The sequence below is a fragment of the Maribacter sp. R77961 genome (assembly GCF_044594925.1).
In the GTDB taxonomy this organism is placed as follows: domain Bacteria; phylum Bacteroidota; class Bacteroidia; order Flavobacteriales; family Flavobacteriaceae; genus Maribacter.
In genome coordinates this window covers 1126878-1140020 of sequence record NZ_CP138991.1, presented here as the reverse complement: position 1 = coordinate 1140020, position 13143 = coordinate 1126878, and the positions used below count along the sequence as shown (strand labels likewise).

Here is a 13143-nt window from a genome sequence, read left to right as displayed (position 1 = left end):
CATGTCTTTGTAGCCCATATGTTAATTTTTAATTAGTGAAATGGCGTAAACACGATGCCTTTGCTCATTATGAAATTACGCCGTAGGATATTTATATAATGCTCATTTTCACGAGGTCGAAGCTCCTAATTTGATAAATCGTATTGTTAAATACCGTTTAAATCAGGTTTCAATTGATTTTCAATTTAATTTTGCAGTACTAATAATTTTGTACTATGAAATTTCACACAAGAAAATTGGTTAAACCAGAGGATTTAAATTCTAACGGCACCTTGTTCGGTGGTAAGGTATTGGCCTGGATAGATGAAGAGGCAGCGCTGTACAGTATTGTTCAGTTGGAAAACGGTAAAATCGTAACGAAATATATGTCAGAAATCAATTTCATGAGTGCCGCCAAACAAGGCGATATCGTTGAAATAGGTATCGAGGTGGTGAAATTCGGTAAAACCTCACTGACACTAAATTGCGAGGTGCGCAATAAAATGAACCATGAAACTATCGTCACTGTAGACAATATTATCATGGTTAATTTAGGTGAGGACGGTAAACCGGCCGCACACGGCAAAACTAAGGTAGAGTTCGTTAGCGATAGACTGGCGGCTGCCGCAGAAGCCTAGTTTGCGGCCATGGTGTTGGCAACTGCTTGTACCTCGTCTAAAACACGAAGTAAATTGCCACCCCAAAGTTTTTCTATTTCCGCCTCCGTATACCCTCTTTTTACCAATTCGAGGGTTACATTGAAGGTTTCGGAAGCGTCCGACCATCCTTCTATTCCACCACCACCATCAAAATCGGAGCTTATTCCTACATGGTCGATACCAATAAGTTTTACCATGTAATCGATGTGGTCTACGAAGTCGGAAACATTAACGGCCTCTGGTACGTCTGTCATACCAGTTACCATATCTTTTCCCATTTGCATTACCTTCGGGTAATTTTCCATGAAAGCTTCCTTTTGGTCATCCGTTAAGTTTCGGAATTCAGAACGCTCGTACCAATCTATGGACAAAGAGTCCGCTATTTTTTCATAAAGTCCTTTCATGTATGCCGCACGCGCTTCATGTTTTTCTGTATTCAAATAAGAGCTAAAGGCAACAGTCTGTACAACACCTCCATTTTCTTTCATCAATTTCAACTGTTCATCATCCAAATTTCTACTATGACCACATAAGGCCCGTGCCGAAGAATGTGAGGCAATAATAGGTGCCTTTGATAAAGCTATCATCTGCTTCATGGATTCTTTAGAAGGATGAGATACATCTATCATCATACCTAGTCTATTCATCTCTTTTACAGCAGCTTCACCCAATTCACTTAAACCATTGTGTAACCATACAGAATCCTTTTCTCCAGTATTGGAATCACAGAACTGGCTATGCCCGTTATGCGAAAGAGAAATATAGCGGGCACCTAATTCATGGTACTTTTTAAACTCCGAAAGGTCTTCTCCTATGGGATATGCATTCTCTACACCGATCATAGCAACTTTCTTGCCTGCGGCATCAATACGGCGAACATCCTCGGAAGTCAACGCAAGTTCAATTTCTTCGGGAGCTAGCTCCTCACAGAGTCTATGAATGGCATCAAATTTGGCCATGGCATTCTCTTTTGCCTTGGCATAACCTTCTTCGGTAATTGTGTCCTGTCCCGTATAAACGATAAGCCAAGAAACGTCCAAACCTCCCTCCTTCATTTTAGGAAGATTTATTTGGGTGTTTAAGCGTTGGGTGTAATTGATACTATCCGTGAAATTCTTGACATTGATATCATTGTGCGTATCAATTGTTATGACCTTTTCATGGATTCTTTTTGCTATCTCTTCAGTTGATTCGACCTGCTTTTTTTCTTCGTTCGCACAGGAAAACAATAGTAAAACACAGAGCAAGTAGCTTAATTCTTTCATTTTTATATTTTTTACACCTACAAATAAAGCCTATTCACAACAAAAAAGGAAGTATAGAGAACATTTAATTGTCAACGGTAGGGGAAAGCGGGAATTTTAAGGATATCTGAAAATGAAATATTTATCCGAAAAGGAATCTTAACCTATGTCAATTTTGAAAACACAAGACTTACTAAGTCAATTATCTCAGTTAGAATCTTCCCTAAACGATTTTTCTTTTGAGGAGTTGAGTGCCGAGGAAGCTACTTTGCTAAAAGCGTCTTTCAATAAATTTAGAAACCGATTGGAAAATCGGATTTTAAATCCTAATGAAGCCGTTACCCCCGATAAATCGACTAAAAATATAGCTGATACTTCTCAAAAGGAAGTGAACGGTACCAAGCTTATTGCCCATATTAGCCATGAAATACGAACGCCGCTAAACGGTATCATTGGATTTGCCAATTTATTACGCGATGAGAAACTAAATCCTAGTCAGCTTAAAAAGGTGGATGCCATACAAAGCGCCTCGTACAATCTAAGGGACATTATTAACGAGGTCTTGGAATATTCTAAGCTTACTTCTGGTGTTGATAGCCTGGATACCATCGATTTTAATTTTCACGGTTTGGTGAACGATGTCATCTTTCTGTGTCAAACCTTAATCGTTGACAAGAGCGTTGATTTAAGGGTTTCTATGGATGCTAAGATACCTAAGACAATGATGGGCGACCCATCAAAACTATCCCAAGTCCTTTTAAATCTTTTAGGAAATGCGATAAAATTTGTAGAAAAAGGGCATATAGAATTAACCATTGGCATTCAAGAGAAAAAACGGCACGATTACGTGCTAGATTTCACGGTAGCGGACACAGGAATCGGTATTCCCGAGAAAAAACTTAAAACTATTTTCGAAAGTTACCAACAAGCGGATGCGGATACCTTTTCTAAATACGGCGGAACTGGTTTGGGACTAAGTATTGTAAAGGAGCTAATCGATAAACAAAACGGACAAATAGCTGTAGAAAGTGTGGAAGGAAAAGGAACAACATTTATGTTCAATATCCCTTTTAAAAGGGGCAGCGCTACTAATATTCGTGCAAAGAATGCCGGTACCATCACTATTGAAAAAGGAAAAGAATTACTTAGAGGTGCTAAAATTTTGGTTTTTGAGGATAACTTAATGAATCAGCACCTAATAAGTGAACAATTGAATAAATGGGGTTGCAAGGTTTACATAACTGCAGAAGCCCAAAAAGGAATGGCTATACTGGAGACCGATGCCATTGACCTTGTTCTTATGGATTTAAAAATGCCGGGAATGGACGGCTTTGAAATTTCTCAAAAAATAAGAGCAAATGAACAATTTAAACAAGTTCCTATCATAGCACTAAGCGCTGATTTTACCTCTCAAGACCAGGAACGTTGTATCAACTCAGGAATTAACGACTTTTTACTAAAACCTTATACCTTGGACGAACTTCTCATTAAAGTACTCAAAAACAAAAAGGAAAAATCCTTAACACCGGAAAGCAAAGTTTTGCTTAAAAAGGAAACGATATCCAAAGACACTGAAAATAGCTTTGATCTTCAGAACATCTTAAAGGAGTGTTTTGGAGAAGTAGCTATGCTTCGCGAATTGGTTAGATTATTCAAACAGAATGTCTATGAATTCATTGGAGCTACCAAAATTGGACTAGGAAAGAACGATTTTAAGGAGATTTCCCTAGCGGCACATAAATTAAAAGCGAGCCTCTCCATGTTTAAAGCGTTTCAGCTCAGAGACATTGTCGTAGGTATAGAGGAATGCTGTAAGGCAGAGCATGAAGACGAAACATCGAGATTATTCCAAGACTTTTTGCAAAACTATCCTAGTTACGAAAAACAGATAGATACCGCTTTAAATAATCTTAAATAGGAACCATGGTTAAGAAACGTGTTTTATTGGCCGATGATGATGAACTACTTGCTTCCTTGCTAGATTTTAGGCTAAAAAAAGGGGGGTACGAAGTACATCATTCTTCTAATGGTAAAGAAGTGAAAGAGTATTTGGAGACAGAAATGCCGGATATAATTGTTAGTGATATTATGATGCCCTATTTCTCGGGTATTGAACTAATTAATTATGTGCGTAAAGATTTAGACTCTAAAACTCCTATTATAATTATCTCCTCCGCAGGTAACGAGGAAAATGTACTGAGCGCTTTTGAGCTAGGTGCTAATGACTTTATTTCAAAACCCGTGAGCCCCTCAGAATTGATGGTGCGGCTCGCCAGAGAGCTAAACAAATCACAATAATTTGCTTAAACTCCCCCAAACACATAGTATCAATTCACTGCTTACAGCTCCTAAAATCCCAACGGATTTATTATGGGGGCTTACTGCGTTTTTTGGGGTTTTGGCATTTGTTTACATTGTATCCGTTTTTGTATTTAGAAATAAAATTTCCAAGGAGGCTAGACTGGTTCGAGAAAAGAAAAAGGAGCTTTCCCCAATTATCAGTGAATTTCTTTTCTACGACGAAAAAGGGGATAAGATTGAAAAAATCAATTACATAGGTCTTAAAGTAGAAATCCGCGAACTCATTAAAAATGATTTTGATAGAAAAGTGCTAACAGAAATAGTGATGGACCTACGTAAGGACGTTTCCGGTAACACACGTTTAGAACTTTTCCATATCTATCGCGATTTAGAACTTCACAAAGATGCATACAAGAAGCTTAAAAGCTGGCGATGGGAATTGGTTTCCAAAGGAATATTTGAGCTTACCCAGATGAACGTTACGGAATCGTACAGTTTAATTACAAGATTTATCAATGACAAGAGAGGAACTATAAGAAAACAGGCAGAAATCGCTACCGTTTCCCTGAAAGAGGATGGTATTTCCTATTTCCTGGATAACACCAAGTATAAGATTTCCGAATGGCAGCAATTAAAGCTTATGGATGTTGTTCGGAATAAGGAAAATTTCGTTCCACCTGCATTCCGTCTTTGGCTTACGTCTAAAAATAATTATGTGGTTCTTTTTTCACTGCGTCTCATTAAGTATTACAATCAAAATGATGCCCACGCTTCTTTAATAGAACTTGTAAAACACAAAAACAACCATATTAAAAGAGAGGCCATCCAGTGTATTACCGCATTTCATATTACAGCGGCCATACCCGTATTAAAAATGGTCTTTAGAAAATGTACGACGGATGTAAAAATGACCATCCTCGAAGCATTGGGAGAACTAGGTTCCAAAGAAGAATTAGATTTTTTAAGACAGGTTGAGTTAACAGATAAAGATTTTACGGTCAGGAATAAGGCGGTAAGGGCTATTAACACCATATGTCCAGAAGTAATTTTGCCGACCAAGGATATTACATCGGAATCTGAGTGGGAAAAAGAAGAAATAATCGAGGCATTAAATAATGATACGATAACACAAACTGTTCAGCGTACAATAAAAGAAACGCCTGTACCTACAGAAGATGAAGAAGTTACTGAAACCAATAGTGAAACCGAACTAAAAAAACCAATTATGGAAATTAATCCGGAAGACCTCGCATTCTTACCTGTAGTAACGGAAGAAATTAAAATACCATCGGAACAAGGACCAAATGATTCTATAGGGAATATTTTAGACTTTCCTGTTTCCTATGAAGAAATTGCTAAGGCCGAAACCTTGTCGGAACTTAATGTCGATTTTTTACCTATTGTTGAAGAAAAAATCACTGTCAAAGAAAATGATATTTCCGATTTGGATATCATTTTTCAGGAAATAGTGCCGATAACTAAGGTTGTTCTGTTAGAAGATATTCCTGTGGATTTTGAGGAAATAAAAATTGAATCAACCTATAATTCCAAAGTCGAAGTACATAAAGAAGAAGCGACTGCGAAACCAGAAATAGTTGATGTAAAGGCTTTAACCATAATTTTTGAAGAAATTAAAAATGAAATTTCCGAGCCTGCTGGTAATGGGCTAGAGATAGACTGGTCTACCGCTTTTCAACAAAAAACAAGCTCAGCGCAGGTGGATGAAGCGCATGAAATAGTTCAGAATGTGGTACAGGAAGACAATGCTTTACATATTCCTAAACCTATATTTTTTGGTCCGGAAACACTGGATACCATGGTTCTTCTTGAGAATATTTCCGAGCTAGGAGATCATAGGGAAATACCTTATTTAAAACTACTATTAGAAAAAGAACATGCTGTTCCGGTTAGGTTAAGAATTGAAGAACTTATAAGGTCATTTGCAGAAAATCGTACGGAAAATCACTTTAAGATTACCTCTTTAGAGCCTGGTTACAGCGTGTTTCATGAGCTTTTCAAGAACTGCGATGTAGAATCTAAATTAGTGCTACTAAACGAAGTTGCAGCTGTAGGCGATGAAAAAGAACTCCCACTATTACATTCTTTGCTAGAGGATGAGTCTCCAATCATAAGAAAAAATGCAGCGGCGACCTTAAAATCTTTAAATCAAAGACTTGTGGAGGAGGCAAAGAATGAAATTTCAGCACTTCCCGTTGATTCGGTTTTAGCTGATGAAACCATTTTGGACAACAATAGTACTTTATCGGAAGAAACCAAGGCATTACTTCTAGATATTCCTTTTGAACTGGAAAAATCGGGAGCAATACCTATAAAAAATGAAAAACCTAGCCCTGTTAGGGAATCCGGAAGTACGCTTTTTGACCATCTCTGCTCCGTATCAACTAAATTTTATAATAAACTAAATGGGTAGTGGTGCTTTAGACATATTATTAGAGTATATAAACATTGTTTTTTTAGTGTTTACGGTGGTGCTGTTCACCATGTTTACCGGCATGGGCTATCTATCTACAAGAAATTCCATCCATTACAGGAACAAGAACAGTTTTGGTGATATGTCCAAACTAATGGCATCTCCCTTAGCACCAAGTATTACTATTATTGCGCCCGCATACAATGAAGGGATGACTATTGTAGAGAACATACGCTCATTAATGTCGCTCCGTTATGTCAATTATGAGGTAATGGTTGTAAATGATGGAAGTAAGGACGATACCTTACAGAAAATGATAGACGCGTACGATTTGGTGAAAATAACGCAAGAAATTGACCCGGAGTGGAAATCAAAACCCATACGTGGCATCTACAAATCACCACATAAGGCTTTTAGCAAATTAACTGTTATTGACAAGGAAAATGGTGGTAAGTCAGATGCTTTAAATACGGGGATGGCTTTATCTACGAACCAATATGTAGGTTGTATCGATGTGGATTGTTTATTGCTTCCGGATGCCCTATTGCATGTGGTAAAATCATTTTATCAACGTTCTGAAAAACGTGTTATTGCAGTTGGAGGAGTGATTAGAGTAGCTAACTCTTGCGTAATACAGGGCGGACAACTAGAGGAAATACGACTACCGAGTAATTGGTTGGCAAGATTTCAACTTTTAGAATATACGCGATCTTTTATTTTAGGTAGAATGGCTTGGGGACGTATTGATAGTCTTTTGATTATCTCCGGCGCCTTTGGGTTTTTTGACCGTGAAATCGCCTTGGCCGTAAATGGTTATGATACCAATACGGTTGGGGAGGATATGGAAATCGTCTTTAAGATGCGGCGCTATATGCACGAGCGTAAACTACCTTATACGGTAGAATACATCCCTGATCCTTTATGTTGGACGGAAGTACCTGAAGATGGTAAAATTTTAATCAACCAAAGAGACCGCTGGGCTAGGGGAAACCTAGAGACGCTTTACAAGCATAAGGATATGTTTTTTAATCCCAAGTTCGGAAGATTGGGTATGTTAAGTTATCCGTATTGGTTTTTTTATGAATGGATGGCTCCCTTGTTGGAGTTTTTTGGCTTTTTCACCATTATCCTATTCTATTGGTTGGGAATCCTTAATTGGGACTTTTTTATTGCCATTACGGCTACCGTATACATCTTTTCGGTAATGTTCTCTTTTTATGCCATTCTATGGGATACCTATTCGTACAATGAGTATAAAAAAACCAAGGATATTCTAATCCTCATGTTCTGCGCTATCATAGAACCGATAACATTTCATCCCATTGTGGTTTGGGCTGCGATTAGGGGCAACTACAAGAAATTATTCAAGATAAAATCTGGTTGGGGTTCCCAAGTAAGAAAAGGATTTGCCAAAGCAACATAGTATGCATCAGTTAGATACGGACATACCTGTTAAAGAACAAAGAACATTAAAGGATTATATTCCTATGGTGATTACGTTCTTTGTAGGCCTAATCGTATTGTCTATCTATCAAAATACGATGCTATATTTTTCTGGTGTATTGGATAGTATCGTCAACAAGAGTCTGTTTATACAGCTACTGCATCACATTGGGTTTACCGCTGTAGTCGCACTTCTTTTAGCTTTTGCTTTTAATCTATTGGAAAATAAAAAACCCGATTTAGGCTTTAAAATTATAAAACTCATCTTGGCCATCCTATTGGTCATAGAGGCAGTATTGGTAACCTACTATATCTGTAATTACGAAGCACTAGGTGCTAATTTCATGACCATCAACGAGGCGAATGCCTCTCGTTTTTCTTGGATTCGTGCGCTTGGAGCAATTACCGTTACCATAATTGTATGTCATTATATCTACAAGTATATGGCACCGTTTTATACGGTTATCAGTAGAATGTATCCTTTTACCATAATCTTGTTCAGTCTGTTTTTAGCGACTTTATATTCCGACAGAAAACCGATTAACGAAAATAAGACCCAATATTTACTGGAACATGTTTCGCAGCAGGTGTTTAACTTCAATACGTACGAAGGGGAAGAGGAATACCCCTTATTGCAATCGGACAATTACAAAACGGAATTGGGGTCCTATTTTAATTTCAAAACTGACAAACCAACTATCAAATTAATTATCATAGAGGGTTTAGGAGCTCACCTAACCAATGAAACTAAAGATTTTAAGGCCTTTATGCCCGCATTGCAAGAACTACAGAAAAAATCTTTGGTTTGGACGAATTTCTTGAGTAACACTGGTGAAAGTCATGCTGCATTACCGACCATTATTGGTTCTTTGCCCTTTGGGAGTGAAGGTTTTACACATATCCCTCAATTTACCAACAGAAATACACTTTACAGTATTTTAGGTCGCAATGGCTATGATACTTCTTTTAATTACGGAGGTAATAGCGCATTACATTCCTATGACAGGTTTTTAGATGAGGAGAACGTAGGGTCCGTTTTAGACAAAAAGGCATTCGGAACCGACTATAAATTACAGGAAGAAGATGCTGCCGGTATTACTCTTGGTTATCCGGATAAAGTCCTATTTCGAAAGTATAAGGCACTTAAAAATTCAGGAACCGCTCCAAAACTAGATGTATTATTAACCTTAAGTTCAAAAGAACCGTATCAAATACCCAACGACGAAATGTATTTGGGGAAAATAGATAAGCTACTTAAGAATTATAATTTCACACCAAGGTCCAGAAGGCTCATTGAAAATAATAAAGCCCTGTTTGCAAGTTTTATATATACGGATGAAGCTTTGCGGGAATTTTTGGAAAAAGAATCGACGACGGCAAACTATCAGAATACCATTTATATCATAACGGGTACACATCAAAATGCTGGTTTGTCCCAATTGAACGCCTTGGAAAAATATAGAGTACCCCTTATTATGTATAGCCCATTACTTAAATCTCCGCAAAAATTTTCATCCATGGCTTCTCACGCGGATATTACTCCTAGCTTAATTGCTACCTTAAAGGAAATGTATCAGATTAAAGTTCCTAATGCCAATGCATGGTTGGGAAAAGACCTATTAGCGGCAAATACGGCACAAAAGGAAATTCCCTTGCTACGTAATGCACATAATATTACCGATTTTATTAGTCGTAATCATTTTTTAACAGATGGTGATGTGTATACCTTGAATAAGGAATTAAATCTTTTAGAAGCCAAGGATGAAGAAATTATTACCGATGTACGGAACAGTTTTGATTATTTCAAATCCGTGAATACTTATATCACGGAGAATAATAAACTTATACCCAAAGAGTTGTCCTTGGTTTACCATAAGAAACCCAAATTTAGTAAGGTAGATATGATTTGGATTCAAAGTGTATTCAATGGGAAAGATTTTGACAACGCCTATAAAACGGCTAGGAAAATAGCCATAAATAAAGAATATGACAGGTCTTTACTACTCTGTGAATATATTTTATCAAAAATTCCACGTCATGCAGATACGGAAATACTCATGGGGCGCGTTTACTCTTGGAAGCAGGATTATGAAAATGCCATAAAAACATTGACCAAGGTCGTTGAGAAATATCCGGCATATGAAGACGGATATCACGCCTTAGTGGACGCCCTTTATTGGTCGGACAATAATGGTGAAGTTTATAAAATAAAGGAACTGGCTCAAAAAAACAGTATAAATAGTGTGCTGTTGACAGAGAAAATTGAAAGGTCTATGAAACGCGTTCAGGCAAATAACCTTAAAAAAGAAGCCAAACGAATGGACCAAAGTACCGCGCTAGCACCAACAAAATAATGAATTTATTAAAACATCTTAGTTCTATAATCGCTATGCTATGTTGTGCACTCTTTTCTAGTGCTCAAGATTTAGCCTATAATGGCAATCCGGATACTTCCTATTTTACGGCAAGGGATTTGGCTTTTGCGGGAGAAAGAGATGCTGCAAGGGACACCCTAAAACAGGTACTGACCAAATACCCAGACTATACGGATGTTCGTTGCCTATTGGCAAAAACCTATAGTTGGGATAATGAATTTGACAAAGCACGTCTTCAATTTAATCGTATTACCAGTGGTGAGCGGGAAAATAAAGAAGCATGGATTGCTGCGATTAAAAACGAACAGTATGCTAAGAACTTGAATATTGCTTTAGGGATGACCAACAAGGCTTTATTGTTTTTAAAGGATGATACAGATATTTTGACCCTTAAGGCGGAGATTATGCAGCAGATCTCTGATAAACAGCTGCTTCAGAATGTGCTAAAGGCCACAAAAAATGAAGAAACCACTAATCAATCCATAACATTAGCTACCCAGAGTGAAGTATTCGATGCAGAATTGGATGCCATGTATTACGGTAGTTTGGAATATAAAAAGCAAACCAATTGGGGCGTATTGATTCCTCGATTAACTTTTAATCGTCGTTTTAATATCAATGGTATTCAGGCAGAGGTGGATGCCTATCCTAGATTTTCCAAGACTTTAAGCGGTTACTTGAATTATGGATTTTCAACTTCCCCGATATTTCCCAGACATCGAATAGGAGGGGAAGTACTCAAAGAATTACCTAAAGCCATGGAGTTATCCTTAGGTTTCAGGCATCTATCCTTTGAAAATGATGACGCCACCATTCTCACCGGTACGTTTGGTATATACCGTGGTAACTACTATGCGGTTTTGAGACCTTATGTAGTTCCGGATAGTAGAAAAGGTATCGGAGTTTCAGGCAATTTGTTGGTAAGACGCTATCTTAAAGATGGGAACAATTTCTTAGGGCTCAACCTAGTCTATGGCTTTGATACGGAACTGAATCAATTTATAGTCGATGGTGAATTATTGGCGGAAACGCTTTTGTATCTTGAAGCACAACGATTACGACTAGAATATCAATTTACCAATACAAAGGGTAATAATCTTTACAAAGCTAACCTTGGCGTAAACCGTCAAGAATTGGCATTTAGCTCAGGAGAGCTATTTCTTTCCATTACGGCGGGTATCTCGTACCAAGTAAAATTCCGATGAAATACCAATAAATCCGTTTAAAAACATTGTTATAATTATCGTAATTATTCGCGTTTTATGTAATTATTAACATACACCTATTATTTGGCTTAGTTTACAACAAAAACAAATGAGTACACCACATTTTGTTGTGGAAAGTGAACCTTCTAGATATATTTACAATGTAATTTATGAGTACCCAAATCAAAACATTAATAAACCCCTAACAAATGCTTTACGACACCTACGGTGAAGAATACTTAGTGTTTCTTCAAGATCTAAACGAAATCTTAAGTCTTAACGAATTAGCGGAATTGGACTATATGTAGTCTAATCCCATTGAACAACCCCAAAAACCTACGAACATGGCACATCAAAATCAAGATAATACGTCTTATCAGAATTTCATTCAAGATTTAAACAGCATACTTGTTAATATCAATATCAGTAAGCTTACATATTCCTAATTCCATAGTGTATAAAAAAAACGCCCGTATAAAACTACGGGCGTTTTTTTGTTTAAATATATAGTAAAGTACTATCTATCCTAAATAGGTCTTTAATAATTTGCTCCTAGAATTATGACGTAGTTTACGAATGGCCTTCTCACGAATTTGACGAACACGCTCTCTTGTTAAATCGAAAGTTTGTCCAATTTCTGCTAAGGTCATGGATTGTTGATCTCCAATACCGTAATACAATTTCACTACATCCGCTTCTCTTGGTGACAATGTCTCCAAAGCTCTATTAATCTCCGTGTTCAAAGATTGTTGTAGTAAATGATTATCTGGTTTTGGCGACTCTCCTGAACGTAATACATCGTATAAGTTAGAATCTTCTCCCTCACGTAAAGGCGCATCCATGGATACGTGCCTCCCTGAGTTTTTCAATGATTGCTTAACTTCTGTTACGGTCATTTCCAATTCCTTGGCAATCTCTTCCGCAGAAGGTGGTCGCTCATGCGTTTGTTCCAAGTAAGAGAAAGTCTTCTTGATCTTATTTATAGAGCCAATCTTGTTCAATGGTAAACGAACCACTCTAGATTGCTCGGCTAATGCTTGTAAAATGGATTGTCTAATCCACCATACGGCATAGGAAATAAATTTAAATCCACGAGTTTCATCAAAACGTTTCGCTGCTTTGACCAATCCTAAGTTTCCTTCGTTGATTAAATCCGGTAATTTTAATCCTTGATTCTGATATTGTTTTGCTACGGATACTACAAACCTTAGATTGGCAGTGGTCAACTTTTCCAAGGCAATCTGGTCGCCCTCACGTATCCTCTGGGCTAATTCTACTTCTTCATTTGCGGTAATCAAATCTATCTTACTGATATCTTGCAAGTATTTGTCCAATGATTTTGATTCGCGATTGGTTACCTGCTTGATAATCTTTAGTTGCCTCATATATGAAAGTGTGTTTAGGAGTTCTACAAGAATACATAATACATTATTATTCCCTCTTTTCCAAAGACTTCGCTACTTTCTTTTACATTACTTATAAGTTCACAAGAAAAATAGATGGCAT

General features: G+C 37.3%; 9 protein-coding genes. 7 read left to right on the top strand and 2 right to left on the bottom strand.

The genetic code is table 11. From position 1 onward, the window contains the following. Nucleotides 1-215: 215 nt before the first annotated feature. Nucleotides 216-617 carry an acyl-CoA thioesterase gene (locus tag SJY09_RS04945; protein ID WP_396637855.1) on the top strand — a complete coding sequence of 134 codons (402 nt, stop codon included), beginning with the start codon at nucleotides 216-218 and terminating at the stop codon, nucleotides 615-617. Here SJY09_RS04945 and SJY09_RS04940 read toward each other — a convergent pair. Continuing rightward, nucleotides 614-1903: a dipeptidase gene (locus tag SJY09_RS04940; protein ID WP_396637854.1), complete on the bottom strand. Its 1290-nt coding sequence runs from the start codon at nucleotides 1901-1903 to the stop codon at nucleotides 614-616. The two genes, SJY09_RS04945 and SJY09_RS04940, sit on opposite strands and share 4 nt — an antisense overlap. 154 nt (nucleotides 1904-2057) lie before the next feature. Between SJY09_RS04940 and SJY09_RS04935 the strand changes: the two genes are divergently transcribed. Genes SJY09_RS04935 through SJY09_RS04910 form a run of 6 tightly spaced genes read left to right on the top strand, consistent with a single transcriptional unit; the run spans nucleotide 2058 to nucleotide 11637 of the window. Beyond that, complete coding sequence (locus tag SJY09_RS04935) at nucleotides 2058-3800, top strand: ATP-binding protein (protein ID WP_396637853.1); 1743 nt, start codon at nucleotides 2058-2060, stop codon at nucleotides 3798-3800. A 5-nt stretch (nucleotides 3801-3805) separates the two neighbouring features. Beyond that, nucleotides 3806-4180 (top strand): response regulator transcription factor, encoded by a 375-nt coding sequence (locus tag SJY09_RS04930; RefSeq protein ID WP_396637852.1) that lies wholly within the window; start codon nucleotides 3806-3808, stop codon nucleotides 4178-4180. Nucleotide 4181: 1 nt separating this feature from the next. Continuing rightward, nucleotides 4182-6614 (top strand): HEAT repeat domain-containing protein, encoded by a 2433-nt coding sequence (locus SJY09_RS04925; protein WP_396637851.1) that lies wholly within the window; start codon nucleotides 4182-4184, stop codon nucleotides 6612-6614. Beyond that, nucleotides 6607-8037, top strand: coding sequence for a glycosyltransferase family 2 protein (locus SJY09_RS04920; protein ID WP_396637850.1), 1431 nt, complete (start codon nucleotides 6607-6609; stop codon nucleotides 8035-8037). Before SJY09_RS04925 ends, SJY09_RS04920 begins: the two co-directional genes overlap by 8 nt. A 1-nt stretch (nucleotide 8038) precedes the next feature. Next, nucleotides 8039-10411: a sulfatase-like hydrolase/transferase gene (locus SJY09_RS04915; RefSeq protein ID WP_396637849.1), complete on the top strand. Its 2373-nt coding sequence runs from the start codon at nucleotides 8039-8041 to the stop codon at nucleotides 10409-10411. Continuing rightward, entirely contained in the window at nucleotides 10411-11637 is a 1227-nt protein-coding gene (locus SJY09_RS04910; protein ID WP_396637848.1) for a YaiO family outer membrane beta-barrel protein, read from the top strand. Before SJY09_RS04915 ends, SJY09_RS04910 begins: the two co-directional genes overlap by 1 nt. A gap of 521 nt (nucleotides 11638-12158) precedes the next feature. Here SJY09_RS04910 and SJY09_RS04905 read toward each other — a convergent pair. After that, nucleotides 12159-13022: an RNA polymerase sigma factor RpoD/SigA gene (locus tag SJY09_RS04905; protein ID WP_396637847.1), complete on the bottom strand. Its 864-nt coding sequence runs from the start codon at nucleotides 13020-13022 to the stop codon at nucleotides 12159-12161. Nucleotides 13023-13143: the final 121 nt, after the last annotated feature.